This is a genomic window from Sphaerimonospora cavernae (assembly GCF_042435035.1).
GTDB classification, from domain to species: Bacteria; Actinomycetota; Actinomycetes; order Streptosporangiales; family Streptosporangiaceae; genus Sphaerimonospora; species Sphaerimonospora cavernae.
The window spans coordinates 13,399-35,286 of the sequence record NZ_JBHMQT010000017.1 but is presented as its reverse complement, the minus strand read 5'-3'; the positions used below and the strand labels follow the sequence as shown (position 1 = coordinate 35,286).

Below are 21,888 nucleotides of genomic sequence, written 5' to 3'. Positions count from 1 at the left end.
CCCTGGGCGATCCCATGAAGTAAGGAAAGGACCCGGCACCCAGCCGGGTCCTTTTCCCTTTTACCCGCAGGTGGACCCCCTGTACAAAGCAGGCATCAATCCCCTAGTTTCGCTTTACCCATCCTTTACTGACGAATGAGGCCAAAAGTGTGCCTCACGACAGACCAAGGAGCTTTCCCCTTTGAAGCGCACCCTGATGCTCGGTGGTGTCGCGGTCGGCCTGCTGGCCACCGCCGCCATCGCCCCCCCGGCCCACGCCGGTAAGACAGCGCCCAAGCCGAAGCCGCTGGCCGAGACCAACTTCGCGGCCAAGCAGGTGGCGGCGTTCTGGTTCGGCGAGAACATGGCCAACCTGCGCAACGCCAAGCCGTACGCCGTGGAGACCAAGGTCGCCGCCAAGCACGTCAACGTCGCCCCCACGCCGACCGACACCAAGGCGGGCACGGTCGGGTCCAGCGGCGACCAGAAGGCGTCCACCGCCAAGACGAAGAACGTCAACCTGCCGCGCACCTCGGGCAAGGTCTTCTTCATCGGCGCGGACCACAAGCCGCACTGGTGCTCGGCCACCGCGGTCCAGTCGATGCACAAGAACCTGGTGGCCACCGCCGGGCACTGCGTCTACGACACCAAGACCGACAAGGCCATGCTCGACAAGTGGGTCTTCGTCCCCGGTTACTACCAGGGCAAGACCCCGTGGGGCATCTACGTCGGCAAGCTGGCCTTCACCCACTTCGACTTCGAGACCTACGCCGACTACGACTACGACTACGCGTTCGTCACGGTCTACAACGGCGTCAAGGTCACCGGCTCGAAGACGTCCAGGGTCGACGACTGGATCGACAAGAAGGTCTTCAAGACCAGTGCCGAGGCACTGAAGGCGCAGCGGGATCTCGAGACCAAGCACACGGCCTTCGCCGGCCGCATCGTGCCGTTCGTCTCCGAGCCCAAGACGGTCATCCGAGACAAGAAGAACAAGGAGTTCAAGAAGACCGACGTCGACCTGCTCGACTGGGTCATCGCTCAGAACGAGGACGTCGTGCCGACGCGCGTGGCCACGGCGAAGCCCACCGTGGCCCAGATCGACTCCAAGGTCAAGGACACGCTGGCGAAGCTGAACCAGGGCCGCGGCGCGACCACGACGTTCAAGACGGCGGACGGCACCGGCGTCAACGTCACCCGGGTCAACCGGGCGGAGTGGAACTCGGCTCTCTCCGTGACCGGTGTCCCCTTCCGCTTCTCCGAGGACCTGAAGGCCTTCTACTTCGAGCACGAGAACGGCTGGTACAAGGTCACCTTCTGGGTGAACTACGACCTGGACTACAAGCTCGTCGGCAAGATCCTCGACCTCGACCTGGCGGACGCCGGCAAGCTCGGCGACAACGTCGGCGGGCAGGGCCTGGCCTACAACCAGAAGGTCGGCCAGGGGACCTTCGTGTTCGGCTACCCGAGCGGGTCGCACCCGGACGGCAACCACGCCTTCACCGGCAAGACCCTCAAGTACTCGTACGGCAAGACCTTCCCCGCCAGCGTCTCGGACCTCAAGGCCGAGGCCCTCGTGGGCATCAAGTCGTCCTTCACCGGTGAGGGCGCCCTCGGCTCGGCATGGCTGTACCGCTACGACAACGCCAAGCGGTTCGGCTTCCTGAACGGCGTCACCATCGGCGTCTCCGACACCGACGGCAACAACCGCTACGACACCAGCGTCTCGCCGTACTTCGACGGTGAGACCCTGGCCGTCTACAAGGTCGCCTCGGCCACCCCGTCCGGCAAGATCGTCTGACGGGATCGCGCGAGATCCGACAGAAGGGCCCGGCCGTCTCGGCCGGGCCCTTCGTCGTCCCCAGACGATCACCATCGGGTCGGCATCCGAGGCGGTCCATCTCAGACGTGATCAACTAGGCTTTCGGTTTCATCTGACTAGTGTGATTTAGGTCACATTTGGTCCAAACTTTGGCCAGTTGCGTAGAGTCACGTCCACCTCAAGATCCCGCCAACTACCAGGCGAAACACCGCATACGCCACCGAGGTCGGAGCCGCTCCCGATCACTGTGCGCAACCTGTGAGCGGTGCGAAGCGCTACTTTCCCCAACATCTTTCTTATAGCTTGATTGACGATTCCTTTACTGACGCTTGGGGCCAAAGGTCGCCCCACGACAGACCAAGGAGAACCACCCTCATGAAGCGCACCCTCGCACTCGGTGGCATCGCGGCCGGCCTGCTGGCCACCGCCGCCATCGCCACCCCCGCCCACGCGGGCAACCCCGTCGCCGCCGACAACCTGGCCAACAGCAACTTCGCCGCCAAGCAGGTGGCGGCGTTCTGGTTCGGCGAGAAGATGGCCAACCTGCGCAACGCCAAGCCGTACGCCGTGGAGACCACCGTCCGGGCCAAGCATGTCTCGGTCAGCAACGGCCCCACGGCCGACAGCAAGCCCGGCGTCGTCAGTTCGAGCGGCTACAAGGGCTCCGCCGGCAAGTCGAAGAACGTCAACCTGCCCCGGACCTCGGGCAAGGTCTTCTTCATCGGCGCGGACCACAGGCCGCACTGGTGCTCGGCCACCGCGGTCCAGTCGAAGTACCGCAACCTGGTCGCGACGGCCGGCCACTGCGTCTACGACACCAAGAGCAACAAGGCCACGCTCGACAAGTGGGTCTTCGTCCCCGGCTACTACCAGGGCAAGACCCCGTGGGGCATCTACGTCGGCAAGCAGGCGTTCACCCACTCCGACTTCGACGTCTTCGAGGACGGCGACCGCAACTACGCGTTCGTCACCGTCTACAACGGCGTCAAGGTCACCGGCTCGAAGGTGACCAACATCCGGCAGTGGATCAACAAGACCGTCTTCGAGACCAGGGGCGAGGCCGAGAAGGCCAAGAAGGCGCTGGAGACCAAGCACACCGCCGTCTCCGGGAAGATCACCCAGGTCGTCGACTGGGCTCACAAGGTGAAGCTCCGCACCCCGGGCTCCAAGAAGGTCTCCGCCAGCGTCGCCCAGATCGCGGTCAACCCCTCGACCGTCAACTCGGCGCGCACCACCCTTGAGGCTCAGGCCAAGAAGGGCACCTCCACCTACAGCGACAACACGTGGGGCACCGTCGCCCAGCGGATCTCCAAGCGGGAGTACGGCACCGGCGGCGACCACTGGAACTCCGACGACGCGACGAAGCAGACGACCTACTACGGGTACGACAAGGACCAGGGCTACTGGTACAAGTCCACCTTCTGGGGCGTCTTCGACATCGACTACAGGCTCAGCGGCCGCATCATCGACGTACGGCTCGACGACGCCGGCCGCCTGGGCGACAACGTCGGCGGACAGGGCATCGCCTACAACCAGAAGGTCGGCACCAAGGTCTTCGTGTTCGGCTACCCGAGCGGGTCGCACCCGGACGGCAACCACGCCTTCACCGGCAAGACGCTCAAGTGGTCGTACGGCAAGACCTTCGCCGCGACCGCCCCGGCCATCAAGGGCGAGGAGCTCGTGGGCATCAAGTCGTCCTTCACCGGTGAGGGCGCCCTCGGCTCGGCGTGGCTGTACCGCTACAGCAACAGCAAGCGGCTCGGCTACCTCAACGGTGTGACCATCGCGGTGGCCGACCGCGACGGCAACCGGCGGATCGACACCAGCCTCTCCCCGTACTTCGACGGTGAGACCCTGGCCGTCTACAAGTCCGCCGCGAACCGCTGGTCCGGCAAGATCACCTGATTCGACGGTTCAGACCATCGGGAAGGGGTCCGGCGAGTCGCCGGGCCCCTTCCTCGGCTATGTCAGAGTTATCAGCGCGAGTCGTCGAGGCGCTCGGCGAGCGTCATCCACTCAACCTCGACGGCCTCCTTGCGGGCGCCGATCTCGCGAAGCTCGGCGTCCAGCTTCGCCAGGCGCTCGAAATCGCTCGCGGCCCGTGCCATCTCGGCGTGCAGGCTCGTTTCCTCCGCACCCAGCCGGTCGAGCTGCCGTTCCAGCCGGCCGAGCTCCTTCTGCGCCTCCCGCAGCTCCTTGGCGGACAGCCCACCCGAAGGCCCTGAGGAGTCAGCGGGCCCGGAAGATCCGGAAGACCCGGGAGAACCGGGAGAGCCTGTCGAGGCCGCCGCCGAGGCGGAAGCCGTACCAGCCGCGCGATCGGCCCCCGCCGTCCCAGCGGCACGGGCGGACAGGGCATTGCCGGCCGCGCGTCGTTCCAGGTACTCGTCGACGCCGCCGGGCAGCATCGACAGCCTGCCGTCGCCCAGGAGGGCGACGCACCGGTCGGCGACCCGCTCCAGGAAGTAGCGGTCGTGACTGACGACCACCAGCGTGCCGGGCCAGCCGTCGAGCAGGTCCTCCAGCTCGGTGAGCGTCTCGATGTCGAGGTCGTTGGTGGGCTCGTCGAGCAGCAGCACGTTCGGCTCATCCACGATCAACCTGAGCAGTTGCAGGCGGCGGCGCTCGCCGCCGGACAGGTCACCGATGACCTTCCACTGGTCCTCGCCCCGGAAGCCGAGGCGCTCCAGGAGCTGGGAGGCCGACCACTCCTTCTTCCCGACCTGGACGTACTTGCGAATCTCCTCGACCGTCTCCAGCACCCGCCGCGACGGGTCGAGCTCGCCGAGCTCCTGCGACAGGTGGGCCAGCCGCACCGTCTTGCCGCGCACGACCCGGCCGGAGTCGGGCTCCACCGTCCCGGACAGCAGGCGCAGCACCGACGACTTGCCCGAGCCGTTCACCCCGATCAGGCCGATCCGGTCACCCGGGCCGAACTGGTAGGTGCAGCGGTCGAGCACCAGCGGTCCCGCATCCGGTCCCCCGGCATGGAGCGTCACGTCTTCGAGATCGGCGACCGTCTTGCCCAGCCGCGCCGAGGCGAACTTCATCAGTTCCACGGTCTCCCGAGGCGGCGGAACGTCCGCGATCAGCGCCTCGGCGGCGTTGATCCGGAACTTCGGCTTCGACGTACGGGCGGGCGGGCCGCGCCGCAGCCAGGCGATCTCCTTGCGCATGAGGTTCTGCCGGCGTTCCTCCGCGGCCTGCGCGATCCGCGCCCGCTCGGCCTTCGCCAGCACATACGCGGCATATCCGCCCTCGTAGCGCTCGACCGATCCGTCCACGACCTCCCAGGTCCGGCTGGACACCGCATCGAGGAACCAGCGGTCGTGGGTGACCACCAGCAGCGCGGACCTCCGCTGGGCGAGGTGCCCGGCGAGCCAGGCGATGGCCTCGATGTCCAGGTGGTTCGTCGGCTCGTCGAGAATGATCAGGTCGTGCTCGCCGATGAGCAGCCGGGCCAGAGCCGTACGGCGCCGCTCCCCACCGGACAGGTCCCCGGCCCTGGCCGACAGGTCGATGTCGGCGAGCAGGTTGGCGAGGATCCCCCTGATCGTCGGGTCCCCGGCCCACTCGTGCTCCGCCCTGCCGCCGAGGACCAGATCCTGTACGGCCGTCGCCGGATCGAAGTCGTCACGCTGCGAAAGCACGCCGACGCGCAGGCCGCGGGTGTGGGTGACCCGCCCGCTGTCGGGCCGCAACTCGCCGGCGATGATCGAGATGAGCGTGGTCTTGCCACCGCCGTTGCGGCCTACCACGCCGACACGATCGCCCTGCTCGACGCCGAGCGAGACATCGGACAGCAGCGGCTTGGGTCCGAAGGCGTGGGAAACGGATTCGAGATTGACCAGGTTCATCGCTGACAAAGCCTATCCGGCCCACCGCCCCTACCCAGCCCAATCCGGCCCACCCCCCAGTCCCCACAGGCTCAAGACCCCAGGCCGTGATCTTGCGAATACTCGCACATCGGGCCTTGACCAGGCATTTCACCGTCCATGATCTTGCAGTTTCTCGCAGGCATGCGCTCTGAACAGCGAAGACACCGTCCATGATCTTGCACTCACAACTACAAGATCATGGATGGTGGAAGCGCAGGTCAGATGGCCCGCCTGCGAGAAACTGCAAGATCACAGAAGTGATTCACGCAGGTCAGGGGGGCGATTTGCGAGAAACTGCAAGATCACGGAGGGGGTGGGTGGGGGCTAGTTCGGTACGGCACCAGCGCCGGGGACGGGCCCGAAGGCGGTGACGACGGACCGGCTGAGCCTCGCATCCTCGCTGAGCCCCGCATCCCGGAGGAGCCTCGCATCCTCGCTGGGCGCTGAGTCTTTCGTAGGTGCCGGGTCCTTCTCAAATACCGTGTCGTTCGCGAGCGCGGCGGCCAGGTCGGCCGCGTGAGCCTGCGACTCGGCGAGGAACGCGCAGGTCGGGCCGGAACCCGAGACGATCGCGCCGAGGGCGCCCAGCTCAAGGCCCACCTCGAGCGTACGAGCCAGCGACGGGCGTAGCGAGAGCGCGGCCGGCTGCAGATCGTTGCACAGCGCCCGTCCGAGCTCCTTGGCGTCTCCCTCTCGCAGCGCGGCCAGCAGCGACTCGCTCACCGTGGGCTGGGGCGCTCCGATTCCTCGTGCCTCCCGCAGCCGATCGCATTCGCCGTACACCCGGGGCGTGGAGAGCCCGCCGTCGGCGAGCGCGAACACCCAGTGGAACACCCCGCTGGACTCCAGCGGCGTCAGCCGCTCGCCCCGGCCGGTGCCGACGGCGGTGCCGCCCAGCAACGCGAACGGTACGTCGCTGCCGATGTCCGCGGCGATCTCCATGAGGTCCTCGACCGGCAGGCCGAGGCCCCACAGTTCGTTGCACGCGACCAGCGCGGCGGCGGCGTCGGCGCTGCCGCCCGCCATGCCGCCGGCCACCGGGATGGCCTTGTCGATCACCAGGTCCGCGCGGTATGAGCGGCCGGCTGACCTGGCCAGCGCCTGAGCCGCCCGGACGGCGAGGTTGCCGTCGTCCGCCGGAACCTCGGCCGCGGACTCTCCGCGAACCTTGACCTTGATCGGGCGACCCGGGTCACCGAGATCGCCCGGCTCGGCGGCGGTCACGTCATCGAACAGGGAGACCGCGTGGAAGACGTTCACCAGGTCGTGGTAGCCGTCCTCGCGGAGCGGGCCCACGGCGAGCTGGAGGTTCACCTTCGCCGGGACGCGCACAGTGATCGCGCTCATCAGCCGTTCACCGCCACCATGCTCGCGGTCGCCATGCTCGCGGTCGCGCCGGGCGCTCGTCGGTTCGCTCTTGGCTGTCGGTTCGCTCTGGGCTTCGGTACGGACACGATCCACGAGCCTAATGTCACCTACGCCTACCCCGGGCCAAGAGATCCTCTCAGAAAAGGCTCGAAAGGCCGGAAATCAGGCGAAAGCCGTACGGCACCCGATCAGGCCCGGCGGTGCTCGGAGGCACGGTGCTCGGAGGCACGGTGCTCGGAGGCACGGTGCTCGGAGGCACGGTGCTCGGCGATCCGGGCGAAGTCCTCGACGCCGAGTTGCTCGCCCCGCGTCGACGGGTCCACTCCCGCCTTGACCAGGGACTCCTCGGCGGCGGCAGCCGTACCCGCCCAGGTCGCGAGCGCGGCCCGCAGCGTCTTGCGGCGCTGGGCGAACGCCGCATCGATCACCTTGAACACCTCCTCGCGGGTCGCCGACGTCTTCGGCGGGTCCCGCCGTACGAGGGAGACCAGGCCGGAGTCGACGTTCGGGGCGGGCCAGAACACATTGCGCCCGACCGGGCCGGCACGGCGCACGTCGGCGTACCAGGCCGCCTTCACGGACGGCACGCCATAGATCTTGGATCCCGGGCGGGCGGCGAGACGGTCGGCGACCTCGGCCTGGACCATCACCAGTCCCCGGCGCAGCGACGGCAGCACCGCGAGCAGGTGCAGCACGACGGGCACCGACACGTTGTACGGCAGATTGGCCACCAGCACGGTCGGGGCCGCGCCGAGATCGGCAGGGCCAACCCGGAGGGCATCGGCGTGGACGACCGTCAGCCGACCGGCGTGCTCGGGTGCCATGTCCGTCGCGGTGAGCGGCAACTGCCCGGCGAGCACCGGGTCGATCTCGACCGCGACGACCTTCGCGACCTCGGGCAGCAGCGCGAGCGTGAGCGATCCGAGTCCCGGGCCGATCTCGATGGCCACGTCCTCGCCGGTCACTTCGGCGGCCCGTACGATCCGGCGGACCGTGCCACCGTCGATCACGAAGTTCTGCCCCAGCTTCTTGGTCGGCCGGATGTTCAGCTTCTCCGCCAACGCACGTACTTCGACCGGTCCGAGCAGGCTCATGCCTCCAGTGTCGAGCATCCGGGCGGGTCCGATCGCCCATCCGCCCGTGACAGGCTGGGTCTTATGCGGGTCGAGATGTGGGCCGACGTGGTCTGCCCTTGGCCGTACATCGGCAAGCGGCGGTTGGAAAGGGCGCTGGCCTCCTGGGATGGCGAACCGCATCTTTCTCTCGCGGCCGCCATGAGCCCGGAATACGACACCACGCCCGAATAGGGTCGCGGGGCGTCACCAGGCGCCGAAGGCGGTCTCTCCGTTCGCCATGATCGTGGCGGCGAGGTCCGTGACGTCCAGCTCCTTGACCTCGGCCAGGCAACGAAGCGTCAGCGGGATGAGGTAGGGCGCGTTGGGCTTGCCCCGGTGCGGCACGGGGGGCAGATAGGGCGCGTCCGTCTCCACGAGCATGAGCTCCGGGGGCGTGACACGCGCCGCCCCGCGGAGGTAGCCCGCGTTCTTGTACGTCACCGGGCCGGAGAATGACAGGAAATATCCGGCGGCCACACACTGCTCGGCCAGGTCGGCATCCCCCGAGAAACTGTGAAAAATCACAGTATCGGGGGCGCCCTGGTCGGCCAGCACCTTCAGCACATCGTCGTGGGCGTCACGGTCGTGGATGACGAGGGCCTTGCCGGTCCGCTTGGCGATCTCGATGTGCGCGCGGAAGCTCGCGTGCTGGTCCTCCTTCGAGGCCCAGTCGCGGAAGTAGTCGAGCCCGGTCTCCCCCACGGCCCGGACGTACGGCTGCCGCGCCAGCTCCTCGATCTCGGCCAGCGTCTCGGGAGTGGCGGCGTACGCCTCGTTGGGGTGGATCGCCACGGCCGCGTAGACGTCCGCGTGCACGGCGGCCGTGGCGGCGTTCCATTGGGAGGACGGCAGGTCATAGCCGACGCTCACCAGCCGGGTGACGCCGACGCTCCTCGCCTCGTCGAGGATCTTCTCGACGGTGGCGTCCGCCGCCTGGGCCGCCTGGGCGACCGGATCTCCGGAGGTGGCCTTCCGCCGGCCCACCATGATGTCGAGGTGACAGTGGCTGTCGAACACCTCGGCGGGCAGCGCCTCCGGCCTTGTGGGAAGCTCTTGCGACATCCGGGACATGCCCCCAAACCTACCGCCCTCCCGCACGTTGACCGCGCCTGATCACATCTGTGAGAGCAGAGGAGGGGCTGCTCCTGGTCCTTGCCGCTGCCGCAGCGGCCACGCACTATCGACGCCTGCGAGAATCCGTCTCCCTCGGATGTCCGGTCCCGGCTCTTGTGGGACGCGGGGCCTCTGGCCCGTCACCGGCGAACGGCCCCTGAAGCTCTCGCGCGAGCCGCGGGTCACTCCATGCCACTGCTGTCGATCGCCAGGAAGTGAGAGCGCGGCTGAACGGCAGCAGCTCACCGGTGTCAGCACCCGCGACCATGTGATCTAGAAGCTCACGCGCACACATCTGGCGCTCGGCCTCAGGCAACCATGTGGTCCATGGCAGCTCTTCCGCGAGCACTTTCTCGGCGAGCCACGCGTCCCGCCCGCGTTCTGCCTGGAGTACGGCGGCGATGCGCTCGGAGACCGACTCGGCGTCGTCGGCTCCCGCTTTCACCCACTCACGCGGCTCGGAATCAAGGCTGGTGCCGATCTTCTTCGTGGTCATGTGACGAGGGTATTGCTGGACAAGAGCCACCCAACCGCGCTTGAGAAAGCCGATGGTGGAATGACAATCATTACTACGAGGTGATAGACGGGGCGTCAGATGCCACCTAGCGTCGGGAAAGTCTGCATGGAGGTGACATGTCTCTGACCGTTCCGCCTGACCTGCTGGAGCAAGCTCAACGGGGAAAGATCGACAACACCGCCTTCCTCGCTTGTATCCGGGACTCGCTGCCGTTCGCCTGGTCGCTCGTCAGCGATCTGGCCCGGCGTCGCGAGGCGACCGGAGCCGAGTTCGTCGACAACCTGGTCGCACCACCGGATGAGGCGGCCTACGGCCAACTCTTCCGGGCACTGGCCAGCACCTCGATCCGCGAGGCGCTGGAAAACCACTTCGGCGTCCGCCTGGCCTTCCAGAACTGCCACCGGGTCGCGGTCTTCGACCCGGCAGCGGACAAGGCGTACGCCGAGTTCACCAGCCCCGAAGCCCAGATCCTCAACCAGACCCCCGAACTCGTCAACTGCTGACCTCGGACGTTCAAGAGCCCCCGGTCCTCCGGGGGCTCTTTCGGCGGCTTCGCCACTGCAATATCGATCATGACGTTGTTGCTGCCTGTGGGGCTTTTTTTGCACAATAACGTCAAGATCGATTAGGTGGGCAGCCTTTTCAGAGCCCAGCCTGTGTCGGCCGCTCACTGGGTTGTCAGGACTTGGGGTCTTCGAGGCGGGGGAAGAGGATCTCACCCTTGGTGACCTGGGCGCCGGCCGGCAACTGGCCCCACCGCGCGGCGTCGCCGACGCGCTGGTCGGCGAGCGGCCCGAGATGAGGCTCGGCCCCCAGCGACGCCCACAGCTTCGCACAGGTCGCGGGCATGACCGGGTTGAGCAGAACCGCGATCGCACGCAGCGACTCGGCCGCCGTGTAGAGGATCGTCGCCAGGCGGGCGCGGCCCTGCGGTGACTCGTCCTTGGCGACCTTCCACGGCGCCTGCTCAGTCAGGTAGCCGTTGACCTGCTTGACGAAGTCGAAGATCGCGGCGATGCCGCCCGCGAAGTCCAGGTTGTCGCCGATCAGCGTGTCCGCCCGGGTGGCCGCCTCGGCCAGCCCGTCGGCGACCGCCTGCTCGGCCGGCCCGGCGGCGGCGAGCTCAGGAAGCGCTCCGTCGAAGTACTTGCCCACCATGGCGGCGACCCGCGACGCCAGGTTGCCGAAGTCGTTGGCGAGCTCGGAGGTGTACCGCGCCGAGAAGTCCTCCCAGGAGAACGAGCCGTCCTGGCCGAACGGGATCGCCCGCAGGAAGTAGTAGCGGTAGGCGTCGACCCCGAAGTGCTCGGTGAGCTGCCGTGGCGAGATGCCCGTCAGGTTGGACTTGCTCATCTTCTCGCCGCCGACCATCAGCCAGCCGTTGGCGAATACCCTGCCGGGCAGCGGCAGGCCGTTGGCCATGAGCATGGCCGGCCAGATCACCGCGTGGAACCGCAGGATGTCCTTGCCGACCAGGTGCACGTTCGCCGGCCAGGTGGCGTCGAACTTCGCCTGGTCCGAGCCGTACCCCACGGCGGTCGCGTAGTTGAGCAGCGCGTCGATCCAGACGTAGATGACGTGCTTGGGGTCCCACGGGATCGGGATGCCCCAGTCGAAGGTCGACCGTGAGATCGACAGGTCCTGCAGGCCCTGCCGTACGAACTGGAGCACCTCGTTGCGCGCGGAGGCGGGCTGGACGAAGTCGGGGTGGCTCTCGTAGAACTCCAGCAGGCGCGGGCCGTAGTCGGAGAGGCGGAAGAAGTAGTTCTCCTCCTTCAGCCACTCGACCTGCCGCTTGTGGACCGGGCACAGGTCGCCCTCCAGCAGGTCGCCGGGCGACTTGTACTCCTCACAGCCCACGCAGTACGGCCCCTCGTAGCCGCCCCGGTAGATCTCCCCCTTGTCGTACAGGTCCTGCACGAACTCCTGCACGCGCTCGGTGTGGCGCGGCTCGGTCGTACGGATGAAATCGTCGTTGGCGATGGACAGGTGCGACCAGAGCGGCTTCCAGGCCTCCTCGACGAGCCTGTCGCACCACTGCTGTGGCGTGACGCCGTTCGCGTCGGCCGTACGCATGATCTTCTGACCGTGCTCGTCCGTGCCGGTGAGGTACCACACCTTCTCGCCACGCTGGCGGTGCCAGCGCGTGAGCACGTCGCCCGCGACGGTCGTGTAGGCGTGGCCCAGGTGGGGAGCGTCGTTGACGTAGTAGATCGGCGTCGTGACGTAGAACGCCGACTCCCCTGCTGCTGTCGATCCTGTAGCCGCCATGCGGAAATCCTATCGGCCCGGCGCCCGTGCCCCCTGCTATCAAGCCGGTTACGCGCCGACGGCGGGCTCGTGGCTGACGGCCTCGGCGGCCTCCTCGGCGGCGGACGCCGCGATGTCGACCGGGGTCTCCTTCGAGCGGCGGATGCCGAGGATGCTGATGAACAGCGCCGCGAAGATCGTCTGGAAGCTCATGACGAACGCGGTCGCCGACGGCACCACCAGGCGCAGCGACTCCGCCGGGATCAGCTCACCGAACCCGCGTCCGCCCCAGTGGGCCAGCGAGGCGACCAGGCCGCCGAGACCGGCCACCGCGAGCAGACCACCGGCGATCAGGCCCTTCTCCAGCGTGACGATGTCCACGAGCCGCCTGACCCGCCGGTCCTCGGGGAGGAAGCCCTCCTCCGCGGCGTACACCTTCGTGAACAGCGCGAACAGCACGGCCTGGAAGCCGATCACCACCATCGCCGACGCACCGACCAGGGTGTCGACGTCGAAGGCGAGCTTGCCGATGTAGACCGGGCCGAAGGTCAGCGCGGCGCCCGCGACCAGGCCGAGGGTCATCAGCACGAGGCCGGGGATGAAGAACAGCCAGCGGGGGCTGTACAGCATGAGGAAGCGCAGGTGGCGCCAGCCGTCCCGCCAGGAGCGCAGGTGCGGCGGGCGCGAGCGGCCGTCGGGCGAGAGCGTCGTGGGGACCTCCCGGACGTCGAGCCCCTGCAGCGTGGACTTGACGACCATCTCGGAGGCGAACTCCATGCCTCCCGTCTGCAGGCCCAGCCGAAGGATCGAGTCGCGGCGGAAACCGCGCAGGCCGCAGTGGAAGTCGCCGATCTCGCTCGGGAAGAACAGCCGCCCGATGAACGACAGGACCGGGTTGCCCAGGTAGCGGTGCAGCGCCGGCATGGCGCCCGGCGCGATCCCGCCCCTGAAGCGGTTGCCCATCACCAGGTCGGCGCCGTCGCGGAGCTGCTCCACGAACGGCAACAGATCGGTGAAGTCGTAGGAGTCGTCCGCGTCGCCCATGATGACGAACTTGCCGCGGGCGGCCCGGATGCCGCCGATCAGGGCGTTGCCGTACCCCTTCTGGTCGATGTGGACCACGCGCGCCCCGGCGTCCCTGGCGAGCTGCTGGGATCCGTCGGTGCTGCCGTTGTCGGCGATCACCACCTCGCCGTCGATCCCGTGCTCACGCATGCAGGCCAGGGCCTTGCGTACGCAGGTCTCCACGGTTTCGGCCTCGTTGAGGCATGGCATGACAACGGTGAGTTCCACGTCGCAACTCCTTGCATATGACGGCAGACACCAATGATGCCCGCTTCCCCGTAGGGCCTGGGTCAAGTCCCCGAAACGGCTGGCATTCTGTAACCATGGTCGCGGTCGCTGATGCTCCGACAGTCGGCCCATCCCCTGACCGGGGGTGGCGGCGGCTGGCCGCCCTGCCGCGCTGCCACCGGCTCTTCACGGCCGCGCTCGTGGCGGGAGCCGTGCTGCGGGTCGTCACCATGCTCGGCTTCGGCCCCGCCATGTGGTTCAACGACTCGTACGACTACGTGTCGGTGGCGCTGCGGCCCCGGCCGCATCCCATACGCCCGGACGGTTACGGTTTCTGGCTGCTCATCCTCAAGCCGCTGCACAGTTTCTCCGTCGTCGTCTTCACCCAGCACCTCATGGGCCTCGCGACAGCCGTACTGATCTATGTGCTGCTGACCAAGAAATTCGGCGTCCCACGCTGGGGGGCGACGCTCGCCGCCGCCCCCGTGCTGTTCGACGCGTACCAGATCCAGCTCGAGCAGCTCATCATGTCGGACGCGATGTTCATCCTGCTCGTGGTGGGCGTCGTCACGCTGGTGCTGTGGCATCGCACGATGTCGTGGCGGGCCGGGGCCGCCGTCGGGCTGCTGCTCGCGGTGACGGCGCTGACCCGCAGCATCGGCCTGCCGATCCTGGCCCTGGTCGTCGGTTACCTGCTCATCAAGCGCACCGGGTGGCGGCCGATCCTCGCCATGGTCGTCGCGTGCGCCGTCCCCGTCATCGCGTACATGAGCTGGTTCAAGGCAGTCAACGGGCAGTTCGCGATGACCAACAGCGACGGCGTCATCCTGTACATGCGCACGTCGCTGTTCGCCGACTGCCACAAGATGAACCTGGACAAGCGCGAGGAGCTGGAGCTGGCGCTGCTGTGCATCAACACCCCGCCCGACCAGCGTGTGCCCTCCGCCCAGGCCTACCTGTGGTGGGACGACCAGAACCAGCTGCACGTCTTCGGCTCGGGCATGAAGTTCACCCCGGAGATCAACGCCAACGCCAGCGCGTTCGCCAAGAAGGCGATCTTCGCGCAGCCGGGCGACTATCTCGCGGCCGTGGCCAAGGACTTCTTCCGGGCCTTCCGGTGGGACCGGCCGCAGTTCCCGGACGCCAAGACCTTCAAGCTGTACGAGTTCAGCAACGAGTACACGCGCGCCATCCCGAAGTGGAGCTCCTACCGCAGCACGACGGACCGGGACGTCGAGGCCTACGAGAACGGCAAGGCCGCGACGCGCGCGGTGGCGCCGTGGTCCGACTTCATGATCGGTTACCAGAAGGTGGTGCGGTTCCCCGGCCTCGGGCTGGGCCTGCTGCTGCTGGTCGGCCTGTACGGCGTGGCCGTACGGTGGCGGGAGCTCGGCGGGCCGGTCCTGCTGCCGTTCCTCGGCGGCGCCGGGCTGATCCTCGCGCCGGCGGCGACCGCCGAGTTCGACTACCGCTACCTGCTTCCCGCCGTCCCGCTCGCCTGTCTCGCGGCCGCGATCGCGCTCGCCGACCGGCGCTCGCGGACCGTGGACGGCCTCACCGTCCCCGGATGGCCCGCCCGGCGCCGCCGCAGCCTCCGGTAGGCGCCCGTCAGATGCCGTGTACGGCGTCGTACAGGTCGCGTTTGGGGATGCCCGCGGACTTCGCCACGTCGACGATCGCGTGCTTGCGCGACACGCCCGAGGCCTCCCGCCGGGCCACCTCGTCGACCAGCTCGGCCATGTCGGGCGGCGCGACGTCGGGCGCCCGTCCCGCGACGACGAGTGTGATCTCCCCCCTGACGTCGCCCTCGGCCCATTCGGCCAGCTCGGCGAGGGCGCCGCGCCGTACCTCCTCGTAGGTCTTGGTGAGCTCACGGCAGACGGCGGCCTCGCGGTCGGGGCCGAACGCCTCGACCATCGCCTCCAGGCACGCGTGCAGGCGGTGCGGCGCCTCGAAGAACACCATCGTGCGCTCCTCGGCGGCCAGGGCCGCGAGCCGCCTGGCCCGCTCTCCCGGCTTGCGCGGCGGGAACCCCTCGAAGCAGAACCGGTCGCTCGCCAGGCCGGAGACGGCGAGCGCCGTGGTGACGGCCGAGGGCCCCGGCAGGGCGGTGACCGGCACGCCCGCCTCCACGGCCAGCCGGGTGAGGCGATAGCCGGGATCGGACACCCCCGGCATCCCCGCGTCCGTGATCACCACGACCGTGTTGCCCTGGACCAGCGCCTCCAGCAACTCGCCGGCCCGCCGGCTCTCGTTCGCGTCGTAATAGGAAACGATTCGCCCGGTCACGGTGACGCCGAGATCGGCCGCCAGCCTCTTCAGCCGCCGGGTGTCCTCGGCGGCGATCACGTCGGCGGTTCCGAGTGCCTCGCGGAGCCGCGGTGTCGCGTCTCCCGTACGGCCTATCGGGGCTCCTGCGAGAATCAGCACCACTCCAGCGTATGACGCCCTGAAACGTTCATCCGTGAAAGGCTAGATATTCCCAATCCTCGCGTAGGCCATGTTCCGGCCTTGCCCTCGCCAGTACCCTGACGGAGTGGCCGTGACCGATTCCCCTTACCAGGCGTTCGAACAGCCCGAGCAGGGGTCCCAGACCTCGCCGGGTGACGCCCCCGATTCGCCCGGTTCTTCCACCCTTTCGCTGCGTGACCGGCTGGTGCCGCCCCTGACCGGTGACGTCCTGTGGGGCTGGCTCGGTCCGATCGCGGTCGCCGTCTTCGGGGCGATTCTGCGATTCATGCACCTCGGCACGCCGAAGGTCATCGTCTTCGACGAGACCTACTACGCGAAGGACGCCTACTCGCTGATCAAGTTCGGCGTCGAGCGGCAGTTCGTGGACGGGGCCGACGACCTTGTCAACGCGGGCAACCTGGATATCTTCAAGCACTGCGAGCAGGTGGAGCAGTGCGCCAACTATGTGGTGCACCCGCCGCTCGGCAAATGGTTCATCGGCTTCGGCGAGATGATCTTCGGGATGAACCCGTTCGGGTGGCGGTTCGCCGCCGCGCTGGTGGGATCGATCTCCATCCTGATCCTCGCCAGGGTGGCCCGCAGGATGACCAGGTCCACGCTGCTGGGCTGCCTGGCCGGGTTCCTGCTCTCCCTCGACGCCCTGCACTTCGTGCTGTCCCGTTCGGCGCTGCTGGACATCTTCCTGATGTTCTGGATCCTCGCCGGCTTCGCCTGCCTGGTCGTCGACCGTGACCGGGTGCGGGCGCGGCTGGCCGACTGGCACGAGTCCGGCTCCGCCGACGACTCCCGGGGTCTCGGCCCGTCACTCGGCCTGCGACCGTGGCGGCTCGCGGCCGGCCTGTGCCTGGGCGCCGCGCTGGCCACCAAGTGGACCGGCGTGTTCTACATCGCCGCCTTCGGGATCATGTCGCTGCTCTGGGACGCGGGTGCGCGGCGGGCGGCCGGTGTGCGCAGGCCGTACGCCGGGATGTTCCAGCGGGACCTGCCGCTGACCGCTCTCTGGTCGGGCGTGGTCCCCGTGGTGGCCTACGTCGTGTCGTTCGCCGGCTGGTTCGTCAGCGGCAACGGTTACGGCCGGGACTGGGCCGAGGCGACCTCGGGCGGCCCGTTCAAGTTCGTGTTCAGTTCTCTGGGGTCGTTGGTCCGGTACCAGTACCAGATCCTGACCTTCCACGAGGGCCTGCAGACGACCCATCCGTACCAGTCCCAACCATGGTCGTGGCCGCTGCTACTCAAGCCCGTCGCGTTCTTCTACGAGCAGCCCGCCAACTGCGGGGCTCCGTCGTGCTCCTGGGCGGTGCTCGGCACCGGGACCCCGGTGATCTGGTACGGCGGGCTGATCGCCCTGATCGGCATGATCACGTGGTACGTGGCGGCGCGCGACTGGCGTGCGGCCGCGGTGCTCGTCGGTTACGGCGCCGGATGGCTGCCCTGGTTCTACTTCGCCATCGCCGACAACCGGACGATGTTCCTGTTCTACATGATGCCGATGGTCCCGTTCATGATCCTGGCGATCGTGCTGGGCCTCGGGCTTCTCATCGGACGCGCCGGCGTTCCGCAGGAGCGCCGCCTCGCCGGAATCGTGGGGGCCGGGGTGTTCGCCCTGCTCGCGCTGGCCAACTTCTGGTGGCTCTACCCGGTGATCGCCGCGAAGATCGTGCCGTACGACGACTGGTATGCCCGGATGCTTTTCAGATCGTGGGTTTGATCCCCCGTATCGTTGGTCGCGGGGGTGGTCGCCATGATGCCGGGTCGTCGTCAACGATGGGGTCCATACGGCAGACTGCGGGTCATGCCCGCACCTGATGTGGCCGCGCTTCTCGCACGGCTGGAGCGCTCGGAGCCGCACATCGCCGAGTCGGCCCGTGTGGCCGTCGAATGGCTCGCCGGCGGCGAAGCGCTGGAGACCATCAGCCAACTCGACGTGTGCGAGTTCCTCTGGTACACCCTGCCCGTCAAGGTGGCCGGCGACCGCCGGACCATCGCGCGGGCGCTCGGCGAGTTGCTGCGGCTCGGCGGCCTGGAACGGTACGCCGCCCTCTGCGACTCCACGGTCACGACGCGGATCCTGCGGACGTACGCCCGGGAGGGCGAGGAGGCCGGGATCGCCGCCTACCATCAGGCGCTGGAGGCGACCGGCGTGGTGCCCCCGGACATCGCCGAGCTGTCCTGGAGCTCCATCATGGGGCCGGAGGAGATGGGCGCGCACGTCGCCTGCGCCGCCGCCCTCGAGCTCGCGATCGTGGCGGGCGAGCCGGTGGACCGGGTGGAGCTGACCCGGCGCTGGCTCACCGTTCCCCGCATCGAGCTGGGCGGCGACTGCTGGCTGCACCGCGTACACGGGGAGCGGCTCAACCGGTGGGTGCTCGGTCGCGGCCCAGCCCGCCGTGAACTCGCCCAGCCCTTCGAGGTACGGCTGCACGCCCCCGTCACAAGGCCGGAGGGTCCGCATCTGGAGCCGCTGCGGTGGCTGCTCGGGCTGGCCCGGCACGGCATCCGCCTCACCGAGCGGCTGAACCTGGCCCGGGCCGTCGCCGTGGAGGCCGTGGAAAGGTTCGACTGGGAGGTCAACACAACGGGATCGGTCCGGAGCGAGGCCGAGGTGTTCGCGCTGACCACGCTCAAGGGGATCGCCGTCCGGGAACTTCGGGTGCTGCGCCGTACCGGCCGCAAGCTCATCCTCACCCCCGCGGGCCGGGAACTGCTGGACGACCGCGACGCGCTGTGGAGCGCGGCCACGACCACGCTGCTCACCCCGGCGGCCGGCGAGCACGAGTTCGAGATCTCGGCCCGAGAGTCGGCGCTGATGCTCCTGGCCGACGGCGCGTCGCTGGACCCCGACGAGCTGCGCGACCGGGTGGCCGAGGTGGTGAACGGCGAGGGCTGGCGTACGGCACGGGGCGACCGGGTCTCCCCCCTGGATCTGGCCGCTCCGCTCGGCGAGCTGGAGCGCCGCCTCGACGCCCTGGGGCTGCGGGTCGACTGCAAGTGGGACGCCCCCTGGCTGCTCACCGCCGCCGGACGGTCCGCCGCGCTGGCCGCGCTGCGCGCCCAGGCCCTGCGCCCGCGCCAGTACGCCGGCCTGGGCTAGCGGCTGTCAGTTCCGTACGGCGAAGCGCTCGGCGGACCTGTCGCCCAGCTTCGTGGTGGGCACGAGCTCGCCGGCCCGGCCGAGGCCGAACGGCGGCATGTTGACGTAGACGGTCTCATATCCGCTGACCGTGTAGGTCTCATGCCAGACCCCCACGGCCTCGCTCCGGTACGCCTCGCGGAAGAAGCGCTTCCAGGCGGGCCAGTGGGTCGCGTCGCGGTTCTTGGCATAGGCGAGCAGATGGTCCGTGCTCCGCCAGTACTGCACCATCAGCGTGGTCCTGCCGTTGAAGAAGCTCTCGAAGCCCAGCAGCCCGTGAGCGGGGTCGGCCCGCAACTCCTTGATCATCGGGACCATCGCGCGGGCCACCGGAAGCCACTTGCGCAGTGCTCTGAACCGATTGATCCGCATTCCGATCAGGAAGACGACGAAGTCGCCGTCGATCCGCGCGCTCTGGCGCATGGCCATCCCCTTTGGATAGTGTCGCTACTCAATAATTGGATAGTATCGCTATCGATCGAGATTGGCAAGTAGTACTATCCAGATATGCGGATATCCCAGCTCAGCGCCGAATCCGGGGTGCCCATCCCGACGATCAAGTTCTACCTGCGCGAGGGGCTGCTGCCCCAGGGCGAGCAGACGTCGGCCACCCGAGCGGAGTACGACCAGTCACACCTGCGCAGGCTGCGGCTCATCCGGGCACTCCTGGAGGTCGGGCGGCTGCCGGTGGCGACGATCCGCAAGATCATCGAGGCCGTCCAGGACGAGGAGACCGACATCCATGACATGCTGGGCACCGCCCATTACGCGCTCAGCCCGGCGCCCGAGCCCGCCCCCGATGACGCGGACTGGCGCGATGCCCGGGAGATGGTCGACCACCTGATCGCCGACCTCGACTGGGACCGCGTACAGCCGGACGCCCCGACGCGCGACGAGCTGGCACAGACCCTGGTCACGCTGAAGCACCTCGGCATGCCGGTGACCCGCGACGACCTGCTCCCCTACGCGAAAGCCGCCGACACCCTGGTGAGGGAGCACGACATCAGGAAGATCCCCCTGGACGGGCCACGGGACACGGCCGTCGAGGCCCTGGTGATCTGCCAGGTGCTCTACGGCAAGGCGTTCGACGCGATGCGCCGCCTCGCCCAGGAGTCCGAGTCGGCCCGGCACTTCGGCTTCCGTCCCTCAGATGACTGTGCCGGCACCACTTCTGGAAAAGGATCGGAAGCATGAAGCCGGACAGTTCCGGGAAAACCTGGTTGCCGGGAGATCTGGAAGGCTGATATCACCCATCGGGTGATGTTTGCTGACAAACCAACCCTGATCGGTAAGCGCGTGGTACTCCGCCCGGTGGGCCCCGAGCACACCGACGGCCTGTGGGAACTCGTCAACGACCCCGAAACCGCCCGCCTTACCGGAGCGCACGCGAAGTTCACGCGCGAGGCGATAGCGCAGTGGTGCGCCACCAGGGCAGCGCACGACGACCGGCTCGATCTCGCGATCTGCGACGCGCAGGACGGCGGCTACCGCGGGGAGATCGTCCTCAACTGCCTCGACACCGACAACCTGTCCTGCAGCCTGCGAATCGCGCTGATCGCGTCACGCGCGGTCGGCCGCGGCTACGGTACGGAGGCCATCCGGCTCGTCCTGGACCACGCGTTCGGGGCAGTCGGACTGCACCGGGTCAGCCTGGAGGTCCACGACTTCAACGACCGGGCCCGACACGTGTACCGCAAGGTGGGATTCACCGAGGATGGCGTGCTCCGCGACGCGCTGCGCTGGGAGGGTGCCTGGCACGACACGATCGTGATGTCCATCCTCGCCCCCGAACGGGCCCTCCTGCCCCGGTGAGCGGAGTGGCCATCCGAGGAGCAGCGAGTGAGGCCGGCCGCGTAATGCCGACATACGCCGGCCGCACTCGCGCCCGGAGCAGCCGAAAGGCCCGCCAGGTGGATCACCTGACGGGCCTTCGTCGTGGTGGAGCTATGGGGATTTGAACCCCAGACCCCTTCGATGCGAACGAAGTGCGCTACCGGACTGCGCTATAGCCCCAACGACCTCGACCAGATTAGCAAACTCTGCGGGCTTCTCGCGCCATCGGATCACCCTCCGACCGCGCGGCGTCCTTCGGCGTACTGGTCGAAGATCTTGACCTGCTTGCGCGCCTCGAACTTGATGATCTCCGCCTCCCGGGCCATGGCCCGCCGCCGCTCCCGCTGCCTGCGCAGGTGCGCCGCCCGCGCGGCGGCGGCCTGCTCCCGCTGCTCCCGATCGGCCTGTACGGCGACACGCAGGATTGTGAGGTAGCCCACGAGCAGGACGCCGGACGGCGCCACCCCCCACCAGGGCATCACCCGGGCGGCCGCCGTGACCACGGAGGCCAGGACGAGCAGAACGCTCCACAGCAGCCGCCTGCGGCGGCGGGCGAGGATCCGGGCTCTCCGTTTGCCGGTGCTCGACCGTACCGTCGCGGAGTCGGCAGCGGGAACCGCGGCATCGCCACGCCCCGCGGTCGCGCCCGCTCCTTCCGGTGTCGCGGCCTCGTCAAACGTAGGGATATCGGCGGCTTCACCTGATGTTTCCGCCTCTTGTCCGGATCGCTCGACTTGTCCGGATCGCTCGGCCGGCGGCTCCGCGACAGTGTCGGCCTCACCATCGCCGTCGGTCTCGCCGTCGGCCCCGGTCTCGCCGTCGATGAGCTGACCGTCGAAGACGTCCTCGTCGATGGGCCGGTCCCGGCGCAACCACATGGGCAGCAGGACGCTCAACCACATCACGACGATGGCGAAGTAGAGGAGGGCGCTACCCATGCGACCACCTCCGAGCATGCTGAACACAGCCGGGGACCTGTGTCGGCGGCGCAGTGTTCACGTCACGCACGGTAGAGCTGACTGTCACTGATTGACGAGCATCCAGTCCGGTGTGTCGCGAGATCGTCAAAGCCCTTTGTGTAATTCGATCCCGCGCACCGCCCCATCCCGGCCGGACAA

Annotated in this window: 18 protein-coding genes, 1 tRNA gene and 1 pseudogene; 9 read left to right on the top strand and 11 right to left on the bottom strand. The window is 68.3% G+C overall.

The genetic code is table 11. The annotated features are described in order from the left end of the window. Positions 1 to 181 precede the first annotated feature (181 nt). Positions 182 to 1,780, top strand: coding sequence for a trypsin-like serine peptidase (locus ACFHYQ_RS10575; protein ID WP_394300932.1), 1,599 nt, complete (start codon positions 182 to 184; stop codon positions 1,778 to 1,780). A gap of 396 nt (positions 1,781 to 2,176) precedes the next feature. Next, a complete protein-coding gene (locus tag ACFHYQ_RS10570) occupies positions 2,177 to 3,706 on the top strand; it encodes a hypothetical protein (RefSeq protein ID WP_394300931.1) in 1,530 nt (509 codons plus the stop codon). Between the two features lie 71 nt (positions 3,707 to 3,777). Here the strand turns inward: ACFHYQ_RS10570 and ACFHYQ_RS10565 are convergent, their stop codons facing one another. From ACFHYQ_RS10565 to rsmA, 3 genes are all read right to left on the bottom strand, one after another. Then, positions 3,778 to 5,658, bottom strand: a complete 1,881-nt coding sequence (locus ACFHYQ_RS10565) for an ABC-F family ATP-binding cassette domain-containing protein (protein WP_394300930.1) — start codon at positions 5,656 to 5,658, stop codon at positions 3,778 to 3,780. Positions 5,659 to 6,003: 345 nt separating this feature from the next. Continuing rightward, complete coding sequence (locus ACFHYQ_RS10560; RefSeq protein WP_394300937.1) at positions 6,004 to 7,026, bottom strand: 4-(cytidine 5'-diphospho)-2-C-methyl-D-erythritol kinase; 1,023 nt, start codon at positions 7,024 to 7,026, stop codon at positions 6,004 to 6,006. Between the two features lie 209 nt (positions 7,027 to 7,235). Further along, positions 7,236 to 8,141 (bottom strand): 16S rRNA (adenine(1518)-N(6)/adenine(1519)-N(6))-dimethyltransferase RsmA, encoded by a 906-nt coding sequence (gene rsmA / locus ACFHYQ_RS10555; RefSeq protein WP_394300929.1) that lies wholly within the window; start codon positions 8,139 to 8,141, stop codon positions 7,236 to 7,238. A gap of 63 nt (positions 8,142 to 8,204) precedes the next feature. Between rsmA and ACFHYQ_RS10550 the strand changes: the two are divergent. Beyond that, a pseudogene (locus ACFHYQ_RS10550) lies at positions 8,205 to 8,294 on the top strand (DsbA family protein); the annotation flags it as partial. Between the two features lie 72 nt (positions 8,295 to 8,366). Here ACFHYQ_RS10550 and ACFHYQ_RS10545 read toward each other — a convergent pair. Next, the gene (locus tag ACFHYQ_RS10545) at positions 8,367 to 9,224 is read right to left on the bottom strand and encodes a TatD family hydrolase (RefSeq protein WP_394300936.1); all 858 of its coding nucleotides are present in this window, start codon (positions 9,222 to 9,224) and stop codon (positions 8,367 to 8,369) included. Positions 9,225 to 9,339: 115 nt separating this feature from the next. Next, a complete protein-coding gene (locus tag ACFHYQ_RS10540; protein ID WP_394300928.1) occupies positions 9,340 to 9,771 on the bottom strand; it encodes a hypothetical protein in 432 nt (143 codons plus the stop codon). Between the two features lie 137 nt (positions 9,772 to 9,908). On the opposite strand from ACFHYQ_RS10540, the gene ACFHYQ_RS10535 reads away from it, so the two are divergent. Then, positions 9,909 to 10,295, top strand: coding sequence for an SCO5389 family protein (locus ACFHYQ_RS10535; protein WP_394300927.1), 387 nt, complete (start codon positions 9,909 to 9,911; stop codon positions 10,293 to 10,295). A 175-nt stretch (positions 10,296 to 10,470) separates the two neighbouring features. Here ACFHYQ_RS10535 and metG read toward each other — a convergent pair whose 3' ends face one another. Together metG and ACFHYQ_RS10525 are read right to left on the bottom strand one after the other, a co-directional pair. Continuing rightward, on the bottom strand, positions 10,471 to 12,063 hold the full coding sequence (gene metG / locus ACFHYQ_RS10530; protein ID WP_394300926.1) for a methionine--tRNA ligase: 1,593 nt from the start codon (positions 12,061 to 12,063) through the stop codon (positions 10,471 to 10,473). 48 nt (positions 12,064 to 12,111) lie between these two features. Beyond that, the gene (locus ACFHYQ_RS10525) at positions 12,112 to 13,335 is read right to left on the bottom strand and encodes a glycosyltransferase (RefSeq protein ID WP_394300925.1); all 1,224 of its coding nucleotides are present in this window, start codon (positions 13,333 to 13,335) and stop codon (positions 12,112 to 12,114) included. Positions 13,336 to 13,430: 95 nt separating this feature from the next. Between ACFHYQ_RS10525 and ACFHYQ_RS10520 the strand changes: the two genes are divergently transcribed. Next, positions 13,431 to 14,936 carry a hypothetical protein gene (locus ACFHYQ_RS10520; protein WP_394300924.1) on the top strand — a complete coding sequence of 502 codons (1,506 nt, stop codon included), beginning with the start codon at positions 13,431 to 13,433 and terminating at the stop codon, positions 14,934 to 14,936. Positions 14,937 to 14,943: 7 nt separating this feature from the next. On the opposite strand, the gene rsmI is transcribed toward ACFHYQ_RS10520, so the two are convergent. Next, on the bottom strand, positions 14,944 to 15,765 hold the full coding sequence (gene rsmI / locus ACFHYQ_RS10515; RefSeq protein ID WP_394300923.1) for a 16S rRNA (cytidine(1402)-2'-O)-methyltransferase: 822 nt from the start codon (positions 15,763 to 15,765) through the stop codon (positions 14,944 to 14,946). Positions 15,766 to 15,877: 112 nt separating this feature from the next. Between rsmI and ACFHYQ_RS10510 the strand changes: the two genes are divergently transcribed. Together ACFHYQ_RS10510 and ACFHYQ_RS10505 are read left to right on the top strand one after the other, a co-directional pair. Next, the gene (locus tag ACFHYQ_RS10510) at positions 15,878 to 17,515 is read left to right on the top strand and encodes a dolichyl-phosphate-mannose--protein mannosyltransferase (protein ID WP_394300922.1); all 1,638 of its coding nucleotides are present in this window, start codon (positions 15,878 to 15,880) and stop codon (positions 17,513 to 17,515) included. Between the two features lie 84 nt (positions 17,516 to 17,599). Further along, a complete protein-coding gene (locus ACFHYQ_RS10505; protein WP_394300921.1) occupies positions 17,600 to 18,898 on the top strand; it encodes a hypothetical protein in 1,299 nt (432 codons plus the stop codon). Positions 18,899 to 18,904: 6 nt separating this feature from the next. Here ACFHYQ_RS10505 and ACFHYQ_RS10500 read toward each other — a convergent pair whose 3' ends face one another. Further along, positions 18,905 to 19,360 carry a DUF4188 domain-containing protein gene (locus ACFHYQ_RS10500; protein ID WP_394300920.1) on the bottom strand — a complete coding sequence of 152 codons (456 nt, stop codon included), beginning with the start codon at positions 19,358 to 19,360 and terminating at the stop codon, positions 18,905 to 18,907. An 84-nt stretch (positions 19,361 to 19,444) separates the two neighbouring features. Here ACFHYQ_RS10500 and ACFHYQ_RS10495 point away from each other — a divergent pair, with 84 nt between their 5' ends. Next, positions 19,445 to 20,131 (top strand): MerR family transcriptional regulator, encoded by a 687-nt coding sequence (locus tag ACFHYQ_RS10495; protein WP_394300919.1) that lies wholly within the window; start codon positions 19,445 to 19,447, stop codon positions 20,129 to 20,131. A 66-nt stretch (positions 20,132 to 20,197) separates the two neighbouring features. Next, positions 20,198 to 20,749 (top strand): GNAT family N-acetyltransferase, encoded by a 552-nt coding sequence (locus tag ACFHYQ_RS10490; protein ID WP_394300935.1) that lies wholly within the window; start codon positions 20,198 to 20,200, stop codon positions 20,747 to 20,749. Between the two features lie 124 nt (positions 20,750 to 20,873). On the opposite strand, the gene ACFHYQ_RS10485 is transcribed toward ACFHYQ_RS10490, so the two are convergent. Together ACFHYQ_RS10485 and sepX are read right to left on the bottom strand one after the other, a co-directional pair. Continuing rightward, a tRNA-Ala gene (locus ACFHYQ_RS10485) sits at positions 20,874 to 20,950 on the bottom strand. Between the two features lie 50 nt (positions 20,951 to 21,000). Then, positions 21,001 to 21,708: a divisome protein SepX/GlpR gene (gene sepX / locus ACFHYQ_RS10480; RefSeq protein WP_394300918.1), complete on the bottom strand. Its 708-nt coding sequence runs from the start codon at positions 21,706 to 21,708 to the stop codon at positions 21,001 to 21,003. Positions 21,709 to 21,888: the final 180 nt, after the last annotated feature.

Coding starts and splice junctions, on each gene's coding strand:
- ACFHYQ_RS10570 (WP_394300931.1), top strand. CDS start 2,177: ATGAAGCGCACCCTCGCACTCGGTGGCATCGCGGCCGGCCTGCTGGCC.
- ACFHYQ_RS10565 (WP_394300930.1), bottom strand. CDS start 5,658: ATGAACCTGGTCAATCTCGAATCCGTTTCCCACGCCTTCGGACCCAAG.
- ACFHYQ_RS10560 (WP_394300937.1), bottom strand. CDS start 7,026: ATGAGCGCGATCACTGTGCGCGTCCCGGCGAAGGTGAACCTCCAGCTC.
- rsmA (WP_394300929.1), bottom strand. CDS start 8,141: ATGAGCCTGCTCGGACCGGTCGAAGTACGTGCGTTGGCGGAGAAGCTG.
- ACFHYQ_RS10545 (WP_394300936.1), bottom strand. CDS start 9,224: ATGTCGCAAGAGCTTCCCACAAGGCCGGAGGCGCTGCCCGCCGAGGTG.
- ACFHYQ_RS10540 (WP_394300928.1), bottom strand. CDS start 9,771: ATGACCACGAAGAAGATCGGCACCAGCCTTGATTCCGAGCCGCGTGAG.
- ACFHYQ_RS10535 (WP_394300927.1), top strand. CDS start 9,909: ATGTCTCTGACCGTTCCGCCTGACCTGCTGGAGCAAGCTCAACGGGGA.
- metG (WP_394300926.1), bottom strand. CDS start 12,063: ATGGCGGCTACAGGATCGACAGCAGCAGGGGAGTCGGCGTTCTACGTC.
- ACFHYQ_RS10520 (WP_394300924.1), top strand. CDS start 13,431: ATGGTCGCGGTCGCTGATGCTCCGACAGTCGGCCCATCCCCTGACCGG.
- ACFHYQ_RS10505 (WP_394300921.1), top strand. CDS start 17,600: ATGCCCGCACCTGATGTGGCCGCGCTTCTCGCACGGCTGGAGCGCTCG.
- ACFHYQ_RS10500 (WP_394300920.1), bottom strand. CDS start 19,360: ATGCGCCAGAGCGCGCGGATCGACGGCGACTTCGTCGTCTTCCTGATC.
- ACFHYQ_RS10495 (WP_394300919.1), top strand. CDS start 19,445: ATGCGGATATCCCAGCTCAGCGCCGAATCCGGGGTGCCCATCCCGACG.
- ACFHYQ_RS10490 (WP_394300935.1), top strand. CDS start 20,198: ATGTTTGCTGACAAACCAACCCTGATCGGTAAGCGCGTGGTACTCCGC.
- sepX (WP_394300918.1), bottom strand. CDS start 21,708: ATGGGTAGCGCCCTCCTCTACTTCGCCATCGTCGTGATGTGGTTGAGC.